At 59.1% G+C, this 20,705-nt stretch carries 17 protein-coding genes; 9 read left to right on the top strand and 8 right to left on the bottom strand.

The features are described from left to right. Positions 1-237: 237 nt before the first annotated feature. The 3 genes from lpxP (at position 238) to ACMGG9_RS21170 (ending at position 6,594) form a co-directional block, all read left to right on the top strand. Positions 238-1,158: a kdo(2)-lipid IV(A) palmitoleoyltransferase gene (lpxP, locus tag ACMGG9_RS21160; protein WP_147838562.1), complete on the top strand. Its 921-nt coding sequence runs from the start codon at positions 238-240 to the stop codon at positions 1,156-1,158. Positions 1,159-1,272: 114 nt separating this feature from the next. Then, complete coding sequence (locus ACMGG9_RS21165) at positions 1,273-1,968, top strand: CTP synthase (RefSeq protein ID WP_414161706.1); 696 nt, start codon at positions 1,273-1,275, stop codon at positions 1,966-1,968. A gap of 687 nt (positions 1,969-2,655) precedes the next feature. Further along, complete coding sequence (locus ACMGG9_RS21170; RefSeq protein ID WP_342173927.1) at positions 2,656-6,594, top strand: amino acid adenylation domain-containing protein; 3,939 nt, start codon at positions 2,656-2,658, stop codon at positions 6,592-6,594. 41 nt (positions 6,595-6,635) lie between these two features. On the opposite strand, the gene ACMGG9_RS21175 is transcribed toward ACMGG9_RS21170, so the two are convergent. Both ACMGG9_RS21175 and ACMGG9_RS21180 read right to left on the bottom strand, forming a co-directional pair. Continuing rightward, complete coding sequence (locus tag ACMGG9_RS21175) at positions 6,636-7,325, bottom strand: LrgB family protein (RefSeq protein WP_004936833.1); 690 nt, start codon at positions 7,323-7,325, stop codon at positions 6,636-6,638. Then, positions 7,318-7,740: a CidA/LrgA family protein gene (locus tag ACMGG9_RS21180; protein ID WP_033644436.1), complete on the bottom strand. Its 423-nt coding sequence runs from the start codon at positions 7,738-7,740 to the stop codon at positions 7,318-7,320. The genes ACMGG9_RS21175 and ACMGG9_RS21180 overlap by 8 nt, the downstream gene beginning before the upstream one ends. A gap of 139 nt (positions 7,741-7,879) precedes the next feature. Between ACMGG9_RS21180 and ACMGG9_RS21185 the strand changes: the two genes are divergently transcribed. After that, complete coding sequence (locus ACMGG9_RS21185) at positions 7,880-8,767, top strand: LysR family transcriptional regulator (RefSeq protein WP_033651228.1); 888 nt, start codon at positions 7,880-7,882, stop codon at positions 8,765-8,767. 76 nt (positions 8,768-8,843) lie between these two features. On the opposite strand, the gene ACMGG9_RS21190 is transcribed toward ACMGG9_RS21185, so the two are convergent. From ACMGG9_RS21190 to ACMGG9_RS21210, 5 genes are all read right to left on the bottom strand, one after another. Next, the gene (locus tag ACMGG9_RS21190; protein ID WP_004936822.1) at positions 8,844-10,493 is read right to left on the bottom strand and encodes a Na+/H+ antiporter; all 1,650 of its coding nucleotides are present in this window, start codon (positions 10,491-10,493) and stop codon (positions 8,844-8,846) included. Positions 10,494-10,690: 197 nt separating this feature from the next. Beyond that, complete coding sequence (locus ACMGG9_RS21195) at positions 10,691-12,052, bottom strand: NCS2 family permease (protein ID WP_033644434.1); 1,362 nt, start codon at positions 12,050-12,052, stop codon at positions 10,691-10,693. 333 nt (positions 12,053-12,385) lie between these two features. Then, a complete protein-coding gene (locus tag ACMGG9_RS21200) occupies positions 12,386-12,793 on the bottom strand; it encodes a VOC family protein (protein WP_015379207.1) in 408 nt (135 codons plus the stop codon). Between the two features lie 47 nt (positions 12,794-12,840). Then, positions 12,841-13,509 carry a glutathione S-transferase family protein gene (locus tag ACMGG9_RS21205; RefSeq protein WP_033644433.1) on the bottom strand — a complete coding sequence of 223 codons (669 nt, stop codon included), beginning with the start codon at positions 13,507-13,509 and terminating at the stop codon, positions 12,841-12,843. After that, entirely contained in the window at positions 13,506-13,949 is a 444-nt protein-coding gene (locus ACMGG9_RS21210; protein ID WP_033651226.1) for a lipocalin-like domain-containing protein, read from the bottom strand. The genes ACMGG9_RS21205 and ACMGG9_RS21210 overlap by 4 nt, the downstream gene beginning before the upstream one ends. Positions 13,950-14,144: 195 nt before the next feature. Between ACMGG9_RS21210 and bhsA the strand changes: the two genes are divergently transcribed. From bhsA to ACMGG9_RS21230, 4 genes are all read left to right on the top strand, one after another. Then, positions 14,145-14,405, top strand: a complete 261-nt coding sequence (gene bhsA, locus ACMGG9_RS21215) for a multiple stress resistance protein BhsA (RefSeq protein WP_047573541.1) — start codon at positions 14,145-14,147, stop codon at positions 14,403-14,405. A gap of 150 nt (positions 14,406-14,555) precedes the next feature. After that, positions 14,556-15,305 carry a 3-oxoacyl-ACP reductase family protein gene (locus ACMGG9_RS21220; protein WP_046687892.1) on the top strand — a complete coding sequence of 250 codons (750 nt, stop codon included), beginning with the start codon at positions 14,556-14,558 and terminating at the stop codon, positions 15,303-15,305. Between the two features lie 263 nt (positions 15,306-15,568). Then, positions 15,569-15,781 (top strand): DUF1471 domain-containing protein, encoded by a 213-nt coding sequence (locus ACMGG9_RS21225; RefSeq protein ID WP_033644427.1) that lies wholly within the window; start codon positions 15,569-15,571, stop codon positions 15,779-15,781. 165 nt (positions 15,782-15,946) lie between these two features. Continuing rightward, positions 15,947-16,963 (top strand): cyclase family protein, encoded by a 1,017-nt coding sequence (locus ACMGG9_RS21230; RefSeq protein WP_414161707.1) that lies wholly within the window; start codon positions 15,947-15,949, stop codon positions 16,961-16,963. Positions 16,964-17,048: 85 nt separating this feature from the next. On the opposite strand, the gene ssb1 is transcribed toward ACMGG9_RS21230, so the two are convergent. Next, a complete protein-coding gene (gene ssb1, locus ACMGG9_RS21235; protein WP_004936793.1) occupies positions 17,049-17,579 on the bottom strand; it encodes a single-stranded DNA-binding protein SSB1 in 531 nt (176 codons plus the stop codon). Between the two features lie 277 nt (positions 17,580-17,856). Between ssb1 and uvrA the strand changes: the two genes are divergently transcribed. Further along, positions 17,857-20,685 (top strand): excinuclease ABC subunit UvrA, encoded by a 2,829-nt coding sequence (gene uvrA, locus ACMGG9_RS21240; RefSeq protein ID WP_147838994.1) that lies wholly within the window; start codon positions 17,857-17,859, stop codon positions 20,683-20,685. Positions 20,686-20,705 lie beyond the last annotated feature (20 nt).

Raw genomic sequence — 20,705 nt, forward strand, 5'->3', positions numbered from 1 at the left:
ACACCCCGTACCCTGTGTTAGCATAAGCATTCCTAGAGCCGCCTCCGCTGGCCAACAGCTATCCCTCCGAAGCCTGATAGCAGCGCAAACCGCCCTTCGAATGTAAATGTTTAGTCAATTATGGAATTCCGACTAAACCCTGGCCGTACCCGGGTGTCTGAGTAGTCGTATCGCTATCGAGTGGAACCTTTATGCGTTACAGCTTGCTGCCCCTTTTAACGTATAAAACGAGTTTCTATGAAATCAGCCAAAGCATTTCAACTGGCCTTGCTGCACCCGCGCTACTGGCTAACCTGGTTCGGCCTCGCTCTGCTGTTCCTGCTGGTACAGCTCCCCTATCCGCTGCTCTACCGTCTGGGGGGGTGGATGGGACGCACCTCGATGCGTTTTCTCAAGCGCCGCGTCACCATCACCCGTCGCAACCTCGAGCTGTGCTTCCCCGAGATGGACGAAGCGCAGCGCGAGCGCAAAGTGGTGGGCAATTTCGAATCCCTCGGCATGGGCCTGCTGGAAACCGGCATGGCCTGGTTCTGGTCAGATAAACGCGTCAAGCGCTGGTTCAACGTCTCCGGCATCAACCACCTCAAAATGGCGCAGCGCGACGATCGCGGCGTGCTGGTGATCGGCGTGCATTTTATGTCGCTGGAGCTGGGCGGCCGGGCGATGGGCCTGTGTCAGCCGATGATGGCGATGTACCGTCCGCATAACAACAAGGCGATGGAATGGGCGCAGACCAAAGGCCGCATGCGTTCCAACAAGGCGATGATCGATCGCAAGGATTTGCGCGGCATGGTGCATGCGCTCAAGCGCGGCGAGGCGGTGTGGTTCGCGCCGGATCAGGACTATGGCCCGCGCGGCAGCGTATTCGCGCCGCTGTTCGCCGTCGATAAGGCCGCCACCACCAGCGGCACCTTCATGCTGGCGCGCATGGCCAACCCGGCGCTGGTGCCGGTGGTGCTGATCCGCCGCGAAGGCGGCCGCGGCTATGACCTGCTGATCCAACCGGCTCTGGAAGACTATCCGCTGAGCGACGAACAGGCGGCCGCGGCTTACATGAACAAAGTGATCGAGAAAGAGATCATGCGGGCGCCGGAGCAATACATGTGGCTGCACCGCCGTTTCAAAACCCGACCGGCTGGCGCGCCCTCGCTGTACTGACCCTCTTTTTCAGCCCGGCCAACGCCGGGCTTTTTTGTGCGCCGCGTTTAAAAAATCTGCGGCTCGGGCTCCCGCTTTCCTGTAATCTCCTTTTTTACCCGCACAGGAAAGGAAATGATGAAAGCTCAAGTCCGCATTGCTCTGGTCGGTGATTACAACCCGCAAGCCGTGGCCCACCAGGCTATCCCCGTGGCACTCCAGCTCACCGCCGCCCACCTCGACATCGACGTTCAGCCCCAGTGGCTCCCGACCGAAACCCTGACCTCCCCCGACGCGCTGCAAGATTTCGACGCCATCTGGGTAGTGCCAGGCAGCCCGTATCGTCACGACGACGGCGCGTTTATGGCGATCCGTCATGCGCGGGAAAACGACGTGCCGTTCCTCGGCTCCTGCGGCGGTTTTCAATACGCCATCGTCGAATACGCCCGCAATGTGATGGGCTGGCACGACGCCGGTCATGCGGAAACCGACAGCGGTGGCCGGCTGGTGATCGCCCCATTGAGCTGCTCGCTGGTGGAAAAAACCGGCGACATCGTTTTTCAGCCTGACACCCGCGTCGCGCAGGCCTACGGCAGCCTGAACGCCCATGAAGGCTACCACTGCAACTTCGGCGTGAATCCGGACTTCGTCGCCGATCTGCAGCGTTTCCCGCTGATCATCAGCGGCCACGACACCGAAGGCGACGTACGCGCCATCGAACTGCCGGGCCGGCGTTTTTACGCCGCCACGCTGTTCCAGTCGGAACGCGCCGCGCTGCGCGGCGAGCTTTCACCGCTGGTGGTGGAACTCGTCAAAGTCGCCACACGCTAATCCGGCGCTCTCCCTGACCAAGGGGGCTTACCGCCGCAGCGGGGCAACATTCCCGCTGCGTTTTTTCATTTGAATACCTTTCAGCGTTCCCCCTATGTATTTATCCGCTCATCCAAGTTAACCGATTAATTTCCGCATAATGGATTATTCACCGCAGTTTAATTTAATCGTCACATTAACCTGCTGGTTTACAGCAAAATTAAAAATAAACAAAACCATAAATCGGCAATAAACTTCATTTTTATCATTGCATTTATAATTATATAACATAAGAAATTCTTTATAATATTTTATGATTCAGTCCGTTATCCTTTCCTGATAAAGAAGCATCCATGCTCTCCCAAGTGATACCCTCACCGCCCCCGGCAATTCACGCCAAACTCAAAATAAATAAAAATCACCATAAAACAAAAACATACACAAATTTAGTCGTTCAAAAAACCAACAAAAACGATCTTCCGTGATAGTCACCTGAAAGCAGAATGAGGAAATAATTAATTTAAAATTAAAGTCATTATCAATTATTTCATATGAAATAAGAACAATAAAAATAATTACACAAAAACAATTAAAAATATTTAATGTAAAAGCAGGCTAATTTAACAACCACCTTTTATAATGTTCGAGTGCTTGGCTACGACTCACTCTATTTAATTCGCTTAATTCCTTATTTGTGGAGGTGGTTCCGTGTCCGCTTATTCCCTGTCGACCGTGCAACAAGCCGTGTGGCTAGACCAATCTTTAAACCCCGACATCCCCTTATATAACGTTGGGTGTTTATGGCGCGTAGAGCGCGAGATTTCGCTGCCGCTGTTTCAAGAAGCCATACGGCAAATACAACAACAGCATGATGCGCTGCAAACCACGCTGAAAGAAACGCCGCAAGGCATTATTCAGGAACCCCGCGACCGGGCCTATATCGACCTGCACTACCACGACTTTTCACAGAGACAGGATGCCGTCGGCCAGGCAGAAACACACCTTCGTTCTCAATTCCTGCAGCCTTATTCACTGTATGACAGCCTGCTTTGGCGCTGCCACCTGGCCAAAGTCAGTGAATCCAGCACGCTATGGCTACTCGCTTCCCATCACCTGATCGCGGACGGCACCTCAATTTCGCTGCTGAGCAAAATGATCATGGAGCGTTATAAGCAATTAAAAACAGGAGTAAAAAACGAAGTCACCCGCTCACGTTACCAAGACTTCGTTATCAGCGATCGAACCTATCAACAGTCGCCACGCTACGAGCGCGATCGTGATTTTTGGTTGGAACGCTTCGTCAACGCGCCCCCCTCCATGCTGGAACGCCGCCAAAATCACTGCGAACAACAAACCTACCCCAGCAACCAGATAATCAAGCGGTTGCCACGCGAGCGTTTCCTTCAGTTGGAGCAATACGCCGCCGCACAGGGCGGTTCTGCGATGCATTTTTTTAGCGCTCTGCTGGCCACCTGGTTCGCCCGGATTTGGCAAACCGATCAATTCACGCTAGGCGTGCCGGTACATAACCGCAGTACCGCCGAACACAAGCAAACGTTGGGCATGTTTTCCTCAATGATCCCACTGCGCATCACGGTCGATTCACAGCAATCCTTCGGCCACTTACTGCGGCAAATCGGCAGCGAACTGCGCCAATGCTATCGCCACCAGCGCTTTCCCATTGCCGAACTCAACCGCCAATTGAACCTGCATCAGCAGGGGCGGCGCCAGCTGTTCGACATCAGCTTTTCGCTGGAGGTTTTTCCGACTGACATCGAACTGGAGGGCAGCCAGTTCAAGGTTGAAAACCTGCACCACGGTCAGGAACAGTTGCCCCTCGGCATCTACCTGCGCCATTACCATCCAGGCGACGATCCGCTGCTGGAATTCAACCTCAACCAGGCCTGGTTCAGCCTGGAAGACGGTGAGCGCATCGCCGCCCGTATACTGCACCTGCTGGATACGCTGCTGGACGGCGATCCGGCACTGCCGCTGGGGCAGTTACCGCTGCTGTTGCCGCAGGAAAGACAGCAAATCTTCCATCAATGGAATGAAACCCGGCAAACATGGGCAGACATGCCTGAAGGCATACACCAATTCTTGGAACGGCAGGCCGCGCTGACGCCGGAAGCACCGGCGTTGTGCTACGAAAACCAAGAGATCAGTTATCAACAGCTCAATCAGCGGGCTAATCGATTGGCTGCTTTTCTCCGGCTGCAGGGCTTACAGACTGACGATCGCATCGCGGTATGCGTCAACCGCAGCCCGAATATGGTGATTGCTCTGTACGCCATCCTGAAGGCGGGCGCCGCCTATGTACCGATCGATCCCGACTACCCACAAGACCGTCTGCGTCACATGCTGCAAGATTGCGGTGCCCGATTCGTTCTGATCGACGATGGCGGCGAACACGCGCTGCGCCCGCTACGCGACATCGCCGTGCCACGGTTACACCTACAGCGTGAGAGCTACCTGTGGCGACAAGCGCCGGATGACAACCCGCCGCCACTGGCCGCCGATGTGCAACGCAGCCTGGCTTATGTGATCTATACCTCCGGCTCGACGGGAAAACCTAAAGGGGTGATGAATGAGCATCGCGGGGTGATCAACCGTTTACTTTGGATGCAGCAGGCTTATCCACTGACGCCGGAGGATGTTGTGCTGCAGAAAACGCCGTTCAGCTTCGACGTTTCTGTCTGGGAGTTTTTCTGGCCGATGATGATCGGTGCCCGGCTGGCCATCGCCAAACCCGGTGGTCACCAGGAACCGGATTATCTCAGCGCCTGCATCGCGCAGCACGGCGTGACCACACTGCATTTTGTCCCCTCGATGCTACAACTGTTTTTACGTCACGGTGATATGGCGCAGTGTGCCTCTCTGAAACGCATTATGTGCAGCGGCGAGGCGTTGCCGCTCGCGACGGTACAACGCTGCCTGCAGCAGTTACCGCAGGCGGAACTGCACAATCTCTACGGCCCGACCGAAGCGGCCGTAGACGTTTCCAGCTGGCAATGTCTACCCGATGATCCACGCCCCTTGGTACCGATCGGTAAACCGATTGCCAATACCCAGCTCCATATTCTCGATGACCAACTGCAGCCGTTACCCCCTGGTATCGCCGGTGAATTGCATATCGGCGGTATTCAGGTTGCTCGCGGCTATCTGAATCGCGAGGAGCTGAGCGCCGAACGCTTCATCGCCGATCCCTTCAGCCCCGAGCCGCAGGCTCGCCTGTATAAAACCGGCGATCTCGCCCGCTGGCTGCCGGATGGCAACATTGAGTATCTGGGCAGAAACGATTTCCAGGTCAAAATCCACGGCCTGCGTATTGAATTAGGCGAGATCGAACAGCAGCTCAGACAGTGTCCGGGCGTTGAAGACGCCGCCATTCTGGCGCGGGAAGACGAAAGCGGCGACAAACGCCTGGTCGCCTATGTCATCGCCCCTGAGCAAACGGCCGACGTCACCGCATGGCGTCGGCAATTGCAGCAACACCTGCCGGACTTTATGGTACCGTCCTGTTTTATCCGGCTGGATGCTTTCCCGTTGTCGCCCAACGGCAAGCTGGATCGCAAGGCTTTACCGGCACCGGCCAACATGCATAAAACCGCTGCTTATGAAGCCCCGCAAGGCGATCTGGAACAGCAGCTTGCCGAACTGTGGAGCGAGCTGCTCGGTACAACGCGTATTGGCCGCGACGATGACTTCTTCGCGTTGGGCGGCCATTCGTTGCACGCCATTCAACTGCTGGTCAAACTGAAGCGACACGGGCATTCGCTAGGCATTAAAACGCTGTTTGCTCACCCGACGCTGCGCGGCCAGGCCCGTATTCTCACCGATGGCGTACCCGCAACGACGCCGGCCACCTCAGAACCCCTGCAGCAGCTGTTGACGCGTCTGAATCAAGCCAGTTTTACCTTTAAACAGGTGGAGCGCCTGAATCACGCCATCGCCGCCGAAAGCGTCTGGATGATCCACCCAGCCGTCACCGGCTGCGACGTGTATCGCGATCTGGCGAACTATTTAGAAAAAGATTTCAATGTGTTAGGTATCAACAATTACAATCTGTTCCAACAGCCGCACATCACTTCGCTACGCGAGCTGGCGGCGTATTATCTCGGCCATATGCGGCTGTCACCGGCACGCCCCGTCCGTCTGTTGGGTTGGTCGCTAGGGGGCTTGATCGCGCTGGAAATGGCCGCTCAGCTGGAAAGTCAGGGCTATCGCGATATCCAACTGTTCCTGCTTGATACCTTCTACCGAACCCCATTCCAAATCCGCAGCGAGCCGGGCATGTTGGCGGCGATGCTGGCCATGTTGGGTATTGACGGTGAGGCCGCTGACCGGGCATTAAAAGCAGAGCCGACGGAACTGGCTTTGGCGAAACAAACGCTCAGCGCACCGTTGCAACATGCCCGCATCACGCTGTTCAAGGCAACCGAAGATGCAAACCTGAATATCACCGGCCTGGGCGATGAGCGGGAACTTCTGGCGATTGCCGACAATGGCCTGTCGGCAATCAGCCAACATCTGCAGGTGCACCCGCTAGCCTGCAATCATCACTCTATTATCTTCAGCCACGAGGAGATAGGACGCGCCTTGCGACAGTCATTGCGCACGCCGGCGATGCTCGGCAACCTTCCTTGACGCTCTACGGCCTGCGGCGCCGTTCGCCGCAGGCCATCTCCTTACCACATCAGCCGGCCGATCAATGGCGCGGCCACGACCGTGATGATGCCGGCCAGCATCATCACCAAACTCGACACCACGCCCTCCTGCGGCCCCAGCTCATAGGCGCGGGCAGTGCCGGCGCCGTGCGACGAGGCGCCAAATCCGGCGCCCTTCGCCAGACGGCTGCGCACCGCCAGCCGCAAAAACAAAATATCCCCCACCGCCATGCCGAACACCCCGGTGATCACCACGAACAGCGCCACCAGATCCGGCTGCCCGCCCATCTGTTTTGCGGCCTCCAGCGCGAACGGCGTGGTGATCGACCGCACCGCCAGGCTGCGCTGCACCTCTTCCGGCAGCGTCAACAGGCGCGCCAGCCACACCGAGCTGTACACCGCCACCAGCACCGCGGTCGTTACCCCGGCGGTCAGCGACAGCCAGTGGCGACGGATGATATGCAGATTCTCGTACACCGGCACCGCGAAGGCGATGGTCGCCGGCCCCAGCAGCCACAGCAGCCAGTGGGTTTCACCGATGTAGTCCTGATAGGAGATATGGGTGACCACCAGCAGCAACACCAGAATCATCGGCGTCAGCACCAGCGGCATCAGCAGCAACGTGCGGCGGCGGCGATAGAGTTTCTTGTTGGCGAAATACAGCGCCAGCGTCGCCAGAAAACAGGCCAGGCTAAGGATAAAATCATTCATGGCGCTGCTTCCGCCGCTGCAGCCAAATCTCCAGCCGATACACCCTGTCCACCACCAGCCCGGTGGCGCCCAGCGTCAGCATGGTGCTAACTGCGATCACCAGAAAGATCTTCCAGCCCTCGACCATCAGCAGCTGGGCATAGTTGACCACCGCCACCACCGCCGGCACGAAAAACAGCAGCATTTCCGCCAGCAGCCAGCGGGAGCCGGCCTTGACCCAGTTGAGCGGCAGAATGCGCAGCAGGATCAGCGCCAGCAGCATCAGCATGCCGACGATATTGGCGGGGAGCGGCAGGTGGAATTGTTGCACCAGGCGATCGGCGATCAGGAACAGCGCCGCATACAACGCCACCTGAATCGGCACCTGCAAACGGGTCAGCAGGGAGGGGGCAACGCGGCGTAACGCCAGAGACATGAAAGATGACCTCAAACAATAATTGACGGCCTACAGTATACGCAGCCGGGAAACCACGCCTGAAATGAATTAAAATTATCGACATCATGCCGTCCGGGAATAGTTTCCCGCCGGTAGCGTCCCCAAGGAGAACCCTAACGTGGATGTCCGCACCCTGCGCTACTTCGTTGAAGTGGTGCGCCAGCAAAGCTTCACCCGCGCGGCGGAAAAACTGTTCGTCACCCAGCCCACCATCAGCAAAATGCTGCGGCATCTGGAGGAGGAGCTGGAATGCACGCTGCTGATCCGCGAAGGCCGCAAGCTGCGCCTGACCGACAGCGGCCAGGCGGTGTATCAGCGCGGCCTGACGATCCTCGACGAATTCCGCCAGTTGGAGGCGGAGCTGGAAGACATCAGCTCGGTGAAAAAGGGCGTGTTGCGGCTGGGCATTCCGCCGATGGTCGGCAGGCAGATCGCCGATCTGATCCGCCGCTTTCGTCAGACCTACCCCGGCATCGAATTGAAGATTTCCGAGCTGGGCGGGCTGTCGGTCGAACAGGCGGTGATGTCCGGCGAACTGGATCTGGCGATGACGGTGTTGCCCTTCGACTCGGAGCAGCCGCTGACCTTTCTGCCGCTGCTGGGCCACCCGATGTGCGTGGTGGCGCCGCGCACGCCGCAGTGGCTCAACCGCACCAGCATCAATATCGCCGAATTGGCCGACAGCCCGATCCTGATTTATAACGAAGACTTTGCGCTTTACAAGATGCTGATGAAGGCGTTTCGCCTGGCCGGTTTTGAACCGCAAATCGCGGTGCGCAGCGGCCAATGGGACTTCCTCGCCTCGATGGTGCAGGCCGGCGTGGGCATCGCCATGCTGCCGGAGCCGGTTTGCCGCTGGCTGGATAAGGAAAACCTGGTCTGGCTGCCGCTGGAACCGCGCATGGAATGGAAAATCGGCCTGATCTGGCGCCAAGGCAGCTATTTGTCGCACAGCGCGCAGGCCTGGATCGCCTGCTGCCGCGACTACTGGCCGCCGGTCAAGTAGCCAAAAAACAAGGGCCGCACAGGCGGCCCTTCAGGATGGGGATAACGGGGAAAACCGTTTATTCCTCCCTCTGCGTTTACCCCTCGCGCTCGATCAACAGCGCTTCGAGCAAATCGAGATCGTGCAGCAGTTTTTGCAGCGTCTCGTTGCTGATTTTCTGCGTGGCGCGCAGGTGATACAGCTCGCCGCGCTCGGCGCGCAGCGCCGTCAGGCGGAAACGCCGCTCGAGGTTTTCCATCGCCAGCGCATTCTCGATATCGTCTTTCGACGCGATACGCCGCCGCAGCATGCCCGTCACCCGCGAGCTGACCTCTTTCAACACCTGCGGATCGAGGTTCTCTTCGGTATCGGCGACCAGGCGCTCTTCCATTTTATTCACGCTCTCGATCGCCACCTCGGCCGCCATGGCGATCGCCATGCGCTCTTCCTGCTTGCTGGCGCTCTTGTCGGTCACCTGCACGCCGCGCAACAGCAGCGGCAATGCCAGCACGCCGACAATCAACGACAGCAGGATCACCCCGGCGGCGATAAACACCAGCTGATAGCGCGCCGGGAAGGCGGTGCCGTCGCTCAGCAACAGCGGTATCGACAGCACGCCGGCCAGGGTAATCGCCCCGCGCACCCCGGCGAACGACGCCACCCACAGCTCACGCGTGCTGTAATCGCCGAACTGCAGCGGACGCTTTTTCATAAAGCGGTTGCTGGCCTTCTTCATCACCCACAGCCAGGTGAAACGCAGCACCAGCAGCGCGGCGTAGATGGTGGCCACGTCGGCGAACAGATACCAGGTCTGGATGGTCGGATCCAGCTCCGCCTGCAGGATGGAGGTTTCAAGAATGCCCGGCAGCTGCAGGCCCAGCATGATGAACACCATGCCGTTGAACACGAATTCCAGCATCGCCCACACGCTGTTGGCGCGCAGGCGCATCGCCAGCGGCGCGTTGCGGATCACGCCGGATTGGCTGATGGTCATCCCCGCCGCCACCGCCGCCAGGATGCCGGAAACGCCGATATGTTCGGCGATCAGGTAGGACGCGAACGGCAGCAGCAGCAGGAACACGATCTGGGTCGCCGGATCGTCGCCGCTCCAGCGGCTCATCACCCGCAGCGATTTACTGTAAGTCCAGGTGACCGCCACGCCGGCCAACAGGCCGCCGATCGCCACTTTGAGGAATTCAAGGGTCGCGCCGCCCACGGTGAACACCATCGTGCCCATCGCCACCGCGATGGCGAACTTGAGCGACACCAGGCCGGACGCGTCATTCATCAGCGCCTCGCCCTCGAGCACGCCCATGATCGGCTTGGGAATCCGCCCTTTGCCGACGATGCCGGACAGCGCCACGGCATCGGTCGGCGACAGCACCGCCGCCAGCGCGAAGGCCGCCACCAGCGGAATGCCCGGCACCATGGCGTAGATCAGATAACCGACGCCGACCACGGTGATCAGCACCAGCACCAGCGCCAGGCCGAGAATTTCACGCCCGTGATGCAGGAACTCGCGCGTCGGCGTTTTCCAGCCGTCGGCGAACAGCAACGGCGGGATGAACAGCACCAGGAACAGTTCGGGATCAAAATCGACGTGCAGCCCGAAATGCGGCCAGGCCAACAGGGCCCCGATGGCGATTTGCATCAGCGGCAGCGGCACCTGGAACGGCAACATGCGCGTCACCACCCCGGACAGGGAGACCACCAGGATCAAAATGAGGATTGTAAAAAAGATTTCCATGCTTTCCTTAGACTCTACGATTCAGACGACATCGGCTCAGGGCCTGCGTTGGTCCCGATAGTAGATCACTTTTTTTACAGCCGTTAAAGCTTGTTGTGCCTTTCAAAACGCGGTGCAGAGCAGAAGAAGACTTATCTTAAGAAGGGAATTGCCGTCACAGGCTCCCCCGCCCGATGGGCGAGGGAAACCCAAGAGGCTTAAATCGCCCAGCCGCCGGCGTAGAACGCCACCAGCGCCACGGCGATCAGCACGGTGCCGATGTTCAGCTTGCGCCATTCGCCGGAGAAGATGCGGCCGATGACCAGCGAGCTGAAGCCCAGCATGATGCCGGTGACGATGTTGCAGGTCAGCACGATGAACACGGCGCACAGCAGGCCGGCCATCGCGTCGACGAAGTCGTTGAAGTCCAGCTTGGTGACGTTGCTCAGCATCAACAGGCCGACGTACATCAGCGCCGGCGCGGTGGCGTAGACCGGCACCAGATAGGCCAGCGGCGACAGGAACAGGATCAGCAGGAACAGAACGCCGACCACGGTGGCGGTCAGGCCGGTCTTGCCGCCCGCGGCGGTGCCGGCGGCGGACTCGATGTAGACCGCGGCGGGCGCGGCGCCCACCAGCCCGGAGAAGATGCTGCTCAGGGAATCTGAGGTCAGCGCCTTGCCGCCGTTGATGATCTGGCCGTCTTTGTCCAGCAGGTTGGCCTGCCCGGCTACCGCGCGGATGGTGCCGGTGGCGTCGAACACCGCGGTCATCACCAGCGCCAGCACGCTCGGCAACACCACCGGCTGCAATGCGCCCATGATATCCAGGCTGAAGATCAACGATTTGCCGTCAGCGTCCGCCAGGCTCGGCATGGCGAACAGCCCCTGATATTTTACCGCCGGGTCGAAGATCAGGCCGATGATGGAAATGGCGATGATCACCAGCAGAATGCCGCCGGGCACGCGCAGTTTCTCCAGGCCGAAGATCACCGCCAGGCCGACCAGCGTCATGACGACCGGGAAAGAGGTGAACGCGCCGAGCGCCACCGGCAAGCCATCCAGCGGGTTCTTCACCACCAGGCCGACGCCGTTGGCGGCGATCAGCAGCAGGAACAGCCCGATGCCGATGCCGGTGCCGTGCGCCACGCCCATCGGCAGGTTGCGCAGGATCCAGGCGCGGATGCCGGTGACCGAGATGACGGTAAACAGCACGCCCATCAGGAACACCGCGCCCAGCGCCACCGGAATGCTGATATGTTGGCCGAGCACCAGGCTGAAAGCGGTAAAGGCGGTCAACGAGATCGCACAGCCGATGGCCATCGGCAGGTTAGCCCACAGCCCCATCAGCAGCGAGCCCAGACCGGCCACCAGACAGGTGGAAACGAACACCGCCGCCGGCGGGAAACCCGCTTTGCCCAGCATGCTCGGCACCACGATCACCGAGTACACCATCGCCAGGAAGGTGGTCAGCCCCGCCACCACCTCCTGACGCACGCTGCTGCCGCGCGCGGAAATTTTAAAATAGCCATCAAGCCCGCCGGTTGGTTTTGCGGCGTGGTTCGCTTGAGAGTTCGACATAGGTTACTTCCCCTGTGTTTCATGAATCGGCCCGTCGCAGCAGGCCTGTAATCTCGCCCGCGCCTGATCGCCACGTAATCGTTTACGTCACGTTCCGCTTCCTTGCCCTTCCGTCGCACCGCCAACGGCGATGCGCACCAAGGCAAACGTTTAACTCGCAGCGCGCGGTACGGGTGATTTATGGTGGTTTATTCAAGGCAAACGATTATCCTGCCTTCCCTAGCGTCTAATCAACTAAAGATCGCGGCAATTTATGCAGAAAGCGGCGGGAAGGGCTTCTGCGCGAAAAGACGGGGCGATCCGGCGCCCCTGCCGACCTGCTTCACGGCGATCTTATTGCGCCTGCACCGCTGCGGGATCCATATACATCAATTCCCAGATATGGCCGTCCAGGTCCTGAAATCCGTGGCCGTACATCACGCCATAGTCCCGCGGCGGATGATAGGTATTGCCGCCGCCGGCGATCGCCTTGCGCACCAGTTCGTCCACCGCCGCCCGGCTGGGTTGCGACAGGCACACCAACACTTCGGTGGCCTGTTTGGCGTCGCCGATCGGGTTCGGGGTAAACATCCTGAATTTGTCGTGGGTCAGCAGCATCACGTAAATCGTGTCGCTGACCACCATGCAGGCGGCGGTATCGTCGGTAAATTGCGGGTTGAAGCTGAAGCCGAGCTGGGTGAAAAACGCCATTGAGGCGGGCAGATCGCGTACGGGCAGATTTACGAAGATTTGCGTAGCCATGGGCTACCTCCGATGAAGAATGACCCCATCGAGTATAGCCCATCCGCTTAACTCAGCAGGTCGTAAGGGCCGCCCTGTTCCAGCGCCCGCTGGTAAGCGGGCCGGGCGTGGATGCGCTGCAGGAAGCCACGCAGTTTCGGGCAATTGTCCAACGCGCCGCGCGCCGCCATCGCCTCGAGCGGGAAGCTCATCTGTATGTCCGCCGCGCTGAAATCGTTGCCGACGAACCAGCTGCCCTTGTTCAGGTGCTGTTCGAGATACTCGCAGTGCGGCGCGATCTGTTTGTCGAGGTATTCGCGCTGTACGCCCTTGCCGATCGCGCCCGCCACCGGCCGCAGCAGCCAGGGGATCGGCGGCTGGCCGAGACGGCTGAACACCAGCTTCATCACCAACAGCGGCATCAGCGATCCCTCAGCGTAGTGCAACCAGTAGCGGTATTGCTGGCGCGCGTGGAAGTCCGTCGGCATAAACATGCCCTGTGCGTCGTAGGCTTCCTGCAAGTATTCGATAATGGCGCCGGATTCCGCCAGCGTCAGATCGCCATCGACGATCACCGGCGATTTGCCCAGCGGGTGGATCTTTTTCAGCGCCGGCGGCGCCAGCAGAGTGTGCGGATCGCGCTCGTAGCGTTGCACCTGATAGGGCACGCCCAGCTCTTCCAAAAACCACAGAATGCGCTGCGACCGCGAGTGATTGAGATGATGAACAATGATCATGATGACGCTCCTGTCCGCTGCCACACCAGTTCGCCGATCTGCACGCCGTTGCCGAGCTGCAGCGGCGCCGTGCGCAACGTCAGCCGATCGGCGTTAAAGGCGTAAAAGCGCACCTGACGGCTGCCTATCCAATTGGGGAACGAGCAGCCTTCAACCTGATGCACCACCCGTTGCTCGCTTTCTTCCACCTGATAACGGCCGAAATAGCAAATCATATTGATGAAGGCGGCATGGATCTCCCGCTCGGATCCCTGCGCCAAATCGTCGGCGACGAAACGCGGCCGCACGGCGCTGTATAGCTGCGCCGCCATCGTGCCGTTGGCCTCATAGTGGATGCGCCCCAACACCTGCTCGCCCAGCGGGTAATTCAGCTCGCCGTTCTGGTTTTTGAACGCCGACGACACCAACGCCCAGCTGCCGATAAACGCGTTTACCGTCATGACGCTTCTCCGGTTAAGGATCGTCTGTAAAGGGTAGTGGCAATTTTTGCCGCACGCCAACGGCTGAAAAACCGTCAATTTATTTGACAGAGATACTCAAAACTCTCCGATTTTTTATTCACACCCGGTGCACTAGTATTTAACACATCGAGAGACAACGCGCTCTCACCTAATAAATACTCTGAGGAACACATCATGAAAAACGTCAAAATTTTTGCTACCGCTGCACTGCTGGCTACCGCTTCTTTCGCTACCTTCGCCGCTGAGCTGCCAACCAGCCAGCCAGCCGCAGACGCGCAGAAAATCGGCGTAGTCACCGTGAGCGGCGCCGCCAACCTGAGCGCGCTGGAAAGCGAACTGGCCAGCAAAGCCGCCGCGTCGGGCGCCAGTTCCTACCGCATCGTCGCCGCCGGCGGCCAAAACAAACTGTACGGCACCGCAGAAATCTTCAACTGATCGTCGGACAGCCAATCGACGGAAGAAAGAAGCCCCGCAAGGGGCTTTTCTCGTTTCAGGCGGCCAGAGCTCTTTGTGGACAGTGATCGCCATTCATTTCACCCATACTGAATGACAACGCAATCCCCTCACCCACTTTGGAGAAATAGCATGACGACAGCACAACCTCTGCAAGGCAAAGTCGCATTCGTTCAGGGCGGCTCCCGCGGCATCGGCGCCGCCATCGTGAAACGGTTGGCGAACGAAGGCGCCGCCGTCGCCTTTACCTATGCCGCCTCGGCCGATCGCGCCGAAGCGGTGGCGAGCGCCGTGACCGCCGCCGGCGGCAAAGCCCTCGCCATCAAGGCCGACAGCGCCGATGCTGCGGCGCTGCAGCAGGCGGTTCGCCAGGCGGTGAGCCACTTCGGCAACCTGGATATTCTGGTGAACAACGCCGGGGTATTTACACTGGGCGGCACCGAGGAACTGGCGCTGGACGACCTGGATCGCATGCTGGCGGTCAACGTGCGCAGCGTATTCGTCGCCAGCCAGGAGGCGGCACGCCACATGAACGACGGCGGCCGTATCATCCACATCGGCAGCACCAACGCCGAGCGCGTGCCGTTCGGCGGCGCGGCGGTGTACGCGATGAGCAAATCGGCGCTGGTCGGGTTGACCAAGGGCATGGCGCGCGATCTCGGCCCGCGCGGCATCACCGTCAATAACGTGCAGCCCGGCCCGGTGGACACCGAAATGAACCCGGACGCCGGCGAGTTCGCCGATCAGCTCAAGCAGCTGATGGCGATCGGCCGCTACGGCAAAGATGAAGAGATCGCCGGTTTTGTCGCCTACCTGGCGGGCCCGCAGGCGGGTTACATCACCGGCGCCAGCCTGAGCATCGACGGCGGCTTCTCGGCGTAACATCCAAGCCCCGCGAGGGGCTTTTTATTGGCTTGCCGCGGTATGCAAGCCTGACGACGTCGATGCACGCTTGTTTCCCCTTCCCACGCTTTACGCCGCCAATCCCGCGTGAAAGACAACAATCGAATCAGTTTATGTACAAAAACGGAATAGTTTATTGACGATTCTGTTATTTATTCACCTCACTGCCCCCTTTATCCTTCGTTCCATCGTGTCGTACCGGACACCCTTATTTTTCGAATCTTCGAACACAGGATAAAGATATGAAAACCATGACCACCGTTATTTCACTCGCTCTGTTTTCCACGCTGTCGTTTAACGCTGCAGCAGAGAGCGTTACCGCAACCGGCAGCACGCTGGATTCCACCGAAGCCCTCATCGCTAAAAAAGCGCAAGAGGCCGGCGCAAGCGGCTACAAAATCACCAGCGCCTATATGGGTAATTTCGTCACCATGAGTGCTGAGCTGAAAAAATAATATCAATGACGCCGCTCGCCCGGCGTTCTTTATTTCCGCATAAGGAAGTCATCGTCGGGTGGTTATTCACCACGCCTTGTTATAAGGCATTACGCTAATACACCCCGCGCACCCAAAAATGAGCTTCTTTCTCCACCGGTTATTATTCGGCGGCCTGATGTCGCCATGTCCGGACGGCTCATTTTCATTCACCCTGCAATACGTTGTTATAAGGATGAGTCACTGATGAAATCATTGTATCGCCTCTCCCTCTTGCTGCCTTTGCTTGCCACAGTGCCTGCACACGCCGCAGAGTCCGCCGCTCAGCCGTCAGACTGGTATCCTTCCGTTTACGGTGCAAAAGACGAAATCGGCGCCGCCAACCTGCTCACGCCAGAAGTGGTATTACAGTCCGTGCAGTTGGTAAAACAAGGCAAGACATTGTCATTGGCGGTGCCCGTCGATAAAGATTTCCCGGCGTTCCGCCACCGCAGCTTCCGCTTATATAATATTCAGCCTGGTCAGCAGGACGGTAAAACGCTTGGCCCAAATAAATTCACCTTTAATGATGAATTGGTGAATGCCTGGACCGGCGTCGGCACTCAGTTGAATGGCATTGGCCATATCGGCATCGACAATGTTTATTATAACGGCAATAAGGCGGCGGATTTCGTCACCGTAGATGGCGTGAAAAAATTGGGCGTGGAAAAAGTGCCGCCCATGGTCACACGCGGCGTCGTACTCGATATGACGGCTTATTATCATAAAGACATCGTTCCGGGCGGCACCGAATTTTCCGTTGCGGATATTCAAGCGGTGCTTAAAAAGCAGGGCATCAGTTTACGCAAAGGCGACGTTGTCTTGTTCAACACCGGCTGGCTGGAGCTGATTGGCAAAGACAATAAAAAGTTCCTGGAAGTTGAACCGGGTATCGGCATGGAAGCGGCGAAGTGGTTGGCTGACCAAGGCATCGTGGCCTTTGGCGGTGATACCTGGGCTTCCGAAGTATACCCTAACCCGAAAAATGACGAAGAGTTCCCGGTCAACCAATACCTGCTGGCCAAACGCGGCGTCTATAACCTGGAACTGATCGACAGCCGCCCACTGGTGCGCACGAAAACCTGGGAATTCCTGTTCGTACTGGGGCAACCGCTGTATGTCGGTTCAACCCAGGTCAACATCAACCCGGTAGCAATTTACTGATTGGCGACACCGCCGTAGAAAATCGGCAGTGAGCGCCCACAAAAAACCCCGCCTGAGCGGGGTTTTTTTAGCGCTGTTGCCAGGCTTAGAACGGAATATCGTCGTCGAAATCCATTGGCGGTTCGTTGCTGGTCGCCGGAGCGCTGTTCTGCGCCGGACGAGACTGCTGCTGGCCGCCGCTGAACTGGTTGCCGCCCTGTGGCTGCTGAGGCTGACCCCAACCGCCCTGGCCGCCGGCAGATTGACCGGCCGGTGCGCCGCCGCCCTGACGGCCGCCCAGCATCTGCATGGTGCCGCCGACGTTAACCACGATCTCGGTGGTGTAGCGATCCTGGCCGCTCTGATCCTGCCATTTACGGGTCTGCAGGGAGCCTTCGATGTAGACCTGAGAGCCTTTACGCAGGTATTCGCCCGCCACTTCGGCCAGTTTGCCGAACAGCACGACGCGGTGCCATTCGGTCTTCTCTTTCTGTTCGCCGGTCGCCTTGTCACGCCAGCTTTCGGAGGTCGCCAGGGTAATGTTGGCCACTGCGCCGCCGTTCGGCATGTAACGGACTTCTGGATCCTGACCCAGATTCCCGACCAGAATTACTTTGTTTACGCCTCTGCTGGCCATGAGCACTTCTCCCGATGATTGATTTCTACACAGTATAAACGCGTCAGTTTACCACGCTGAGTACGAAACCACACCCGTGTTGATAAGTGCGAATTGCATTCCAGAATTGTCTTTCCAATCGACCTTATTGCATTCGCATACTGGATATCCATTCAGGTTTTTTTGTGTCATAATTATGCGTTTCGACCTGGCTGTGCCGGTTTTTTGCGAGATCCATCACAAAATCCCCCGCAAAAATCGCGACAGGCGCGGTGTATCATCAAGACGGGAAGTGTAAATGGACAATATCGAAGTTCGTGGTGCTCGAACCCATAATCTGAAAAACATCAACCTGATCATCCCGCGTGACAAACTGATCGTCGTCACCGGCCTGTCCGGTTCCGGCAAGTCTTCGCTGGCTTTCGATACGCTGTATGCCGAAGGGCAGCGGCGCTATGTCGAATCACTCTCCGCCTATGCGCGCCAGTTCCTGTCGCTGATGGAAAAACCGGACGTCGACCATATTGAAGGTCTGTCGCCGGCGATCTCCATCGAGCAAAAATCCACCTCGCACAACCCGCGATCCACGGTCGGCACCATCACCGAGATCCACGACTACCTGCGCCTGCTGTTCGCCCGCGTCGGCGAGCCGCGCTGCCCGGATCACCATGTGCCGCTGGCGGCGCAAACCGTCAGCCAGATGGTCGATAACGTGCTGAGCCAGCCGGAAGGCAAGCGCCTGATGCTGCTGGCGCCGGTAGTGAAAGATCGCAAGGGCGAACACACCAAAACGCTGGAAAACCTGGCCACCCAAGGCTATATCCGCGCGCGCATCGACGGTGAAGTGTGCGATCTGTCCGATCCGCCGAAGCTGGAGCTGCAGAAAAAACACACCATCGAAGTGGTGGTCGACCGTTTCAAGGTGCGCGACGACATGGCGCAGCGCCTGGCCGAATCGTTCGAAACCGCGCTGGAGCTCTCGGGCGGTACCGCGGTGGTGGCGGACATGGACGACGAAAAAGCGGACGAGCTGCTGTTCTCCGCCAACTTCGCCTGCCCGATCTGCGGCTACAGCATGCGCGAACTGGAACCGCGCCTGTTTTCCTTCAACAACCCGGCCGGCGCCTGCCCGACCTGCGACGGACTGGGCGTGCAACAGTTCTTCGATCCGGATCGCGTGGTGCAAAACCCCGAGCTGTCGCTGGCCGGCGGCGCGATCCGCGGCTGGGATCGCCGCAACTTCTATTACTTCCAGATGCTGCGCTCGCTGGCGGAGCACTATGAGTTCGACGTCGAAGCCCCGTTCAACACCCTGAGCGCCAACGTGCAGAAGGCGGTGCTGAGCGGCTCCGGCAAAGAGTCGATCGAATTCAAATACATCAACGATCGCGGTGACACCACCGTGCGCCGCCACCCGTTCGAAGGCGTGCTGCACAACATGGAGCGCCGCTATAAAGAGACCGAATCCAGCGCGGTGCGCGAAGAGCTGGCGAAGTTCATCAGCAACCGCCCTTGCGCCTCGTGCCACGGCACCCGCCTGCGTGAAGAGGCGCGCAACGTGTTCGTCGAAGACACCACGCTGCCGGAGATCTCCGATCTGAGCATCGGCCATGCGATGACGTTCTTCCAGAACATGAAGCTCAGCGGCCAGCGCGCCAAGATCGCCGAGAAAGTGCTGAAAGAGATCGGCGATCGCCTGAAGTTCCTGGTGAACGTCGGCCTGAACTATCTGTCGCTGTCCCGGTCGGCGGAAACGCTCTCCGGCGGCGAAGCGCAGCGTATCCGCTTGGCCAGCCAGATCGGCGCCGGTTTGGTGGGCGTGATGTACGTGCTGGATGAGCCGTCGATCGGCCTGCACCAGCGCGACAACGAGCGCCTGCTGGAAACGCTGATCCACCTGCGCAACCTCGGCAACACGGTGATCGTGGTGGAGCATGACGAAGACGCCATCCGCGCCGCCGACCACGTGATCGACATCGGCCCCGGCGCCGGCGTGCACGGCGGCCAGGTGGTGGCGGAAGGCACCGTCGATGACATCATGGCGCAGCCGGAATCGCTGACCGGCCAGTTCCTCAGCGGCAAGCGCGAGATCGCCATCCCGGCGCAGCGCGTGCAGGCCGATCCGACCAAGGTGCTGAAGCTGAGCGGCGCGCGCGGCAACAACCTGAAGGACGTGACGCTGACGCTGCCGGTCGGTCTGTTTACCTGCATCACCGGCGTGTCCGGCTCCGGCAAGTCGACGCTGATCAACGACACGCTGTTCCCGATCGCCCAGCGCCAGCTTAACGGCGCCACCATCGCCGAGCCTGCGCCGTTCCGCGAAGTGACCGGCCTGGAACATTTCGACAAGGTGATCGATATCGATCAGAGCCCGATCGGCCGCACGCCGCGCTCCAACCCGGCCACTTACACCGGCATCTTCACCCCGGTGCGCGAGCTGTTCGCCGGCGTGCCGGAGTCGCGCAGCCGCGGCTATACGCCGGGTCGCTTCAGCTTCAACGTCAAGGGCGGGCGCTGTGAAGCCTGCCAGGGCGACGGGGTGATCAAGGTCGAGATGCACTTCCTGCCGGACATCTACGTCCCGTGCGACCAGTGCAAAGGCAAACGCTATAACCGCGAAACGCTGGAAGTGAAGTACAAAGGCAAGAGCATCCACGAAGTGCTGGAGATGACCATCGAAGAAGCGCGCGATTTCTTCGACGCGGTGCCGGCGCTGGCGCGCAAGCTGCAAACCCTGATGGATGTCGGCCTGTCCTACATCCGCCTCGGCCAGTCGGCCACCACGCTCTCCGGCGGTGAGGCGCAGCGCGTCAAGCTGGCGCGCGAGCTGTCGAAACGCGGCACCGGCCAGACGCTGTATATTCTCGACGAGCCGACCACCGGTCTGCACTTCGCCGATATCCAACAGCTGTTGGCGGTACTGCATCAGCTGCGCGATCAGGGCAATACCATCGTGGTCATCGAGCATAACCTGGACGTGATCAAAACCGCCGACTGGATCGTCGATCTGGGGCCGGAAGGCGGCAGCGGCGGCGGCGAGATCCTGGTCGCCGGCACGCCGGAAACGGTCGCCGAGTGTGAAAAATCGCACACCGCGCGCTTCCTGAAACCGCTGTTGGAAAAATAACGGCGGATGATACGCTCAAC

Source organism: Serratia sp. BNK-10 (assembly GCF_047456065.1).
GTDB classification, from domain to species: Bacteria; Pseudomonadota; Gammaproteobacteria; order Enterobacterales; family Enterobacteriaceae; genus Serratia; species Serratia ureilytica.

Coding starts and splice junctions, on each gene's coding strand:
- ACMGG9_RS21175 (WP_004936833.1), bottom strand. CDS start 7,325: ATGAATGATTTTATCCTTAGCCTGGCCTGTTTTCTGGCGACGCTGGCG.
- bhsA (WP_047573541.1), top strand. CDS start 14,145: ATGAAAAACGTCAAAATTTTTGCTACCGCTGCACTGCTGGCTACCGCT.
- ACMGG9_RS21165 (WP_414161706.1), top strand. CDS start 1,273: ATGATGAAAGCTCAAGTCCGCATTGCTCTGGTCGGTGATTACAACCCG.
- ACMGG9_RS21230 (WP_414161707.1), top strand. CDS start 15,947: ATGTCCGGACGGCTCATTTTCATTCACCCTGCAATACGTTGTTATAAG.
- lpxP (WP_147838562.1), top strand. CDS start 238: ATGAAATCAGCCAAAGCATTTCAACTGGCCTTGCTGCACCCGCGCTAC.
- ACMGG9_RS21190 (WP_004936822.1), bottom strand. CDS start 10,493: ATGGAAATCTTTTTTACAATCCTCATTTTGATCCTGGTGGTCTCCCTG.
- ACMGG9_RS21180 (WP_033644436.1), bottom strand. CDS start 7,740: ATGTCTCTGGCGTTACGCCGCGTTGCCCCCTCCCTGCTGACCCGTTTG.
- ACMGG9_RS21210 (WP_033651226.1), bottom strand. CDS start 13,949: ATGACGGTAAACGCGTTTATCGGCAGCTGGGCGTTGGTGTCGTCGGCG.
- ACMGG9_RS21220 (WP_046687892.1), top strand. CDS start 14,556: ATGACGACAGCACAACCTCTGCAAGGCAAAGTCGCATTCGTTCAGGGC.
- ACMGG9_RS21200 (WP_015379207.1), bottom strand. CDS start 12,793: ATGGCTACGCAAATCTTCGTAAATCTGCCCGTACGCGATCTGCCCGCC.
- ACMGG9_RS21195 (WP_033644434.1), bottom strand. CDS start 12,052: ATGTCGAACTCTCAAGCGAACCACGCCGCAAAACCAACCGGCGGGCTT.
- ACMGG9_RS21205 (WP_033644433.1), bottom strand. CDS start 13,509: ATGATCATTGTTCATCATCTCAATCACTCGCGGTCGCAGCGCATTCTG.
- uvrA (WP_147838994.1), top strand. CDS start 17,857: ATGGACAATATCGAAGTTCGTGGTGCTCGAACCCATAATCTGAAAAAC.
- ACMGG9_RS21225 (WP_033644427.1), top strand. CDS start 15,569: ATGAAAACCATGACCACCGTTATTTCACTCGCTCTGTTTTCCACGCTG.
- ssb1 (WP_004936793.1), bottom strand. CDS start 17,579: ATGGCCAGCAGAGGCGTAAACAAAGTAATTCTGGTCGGGAATCTGGGT.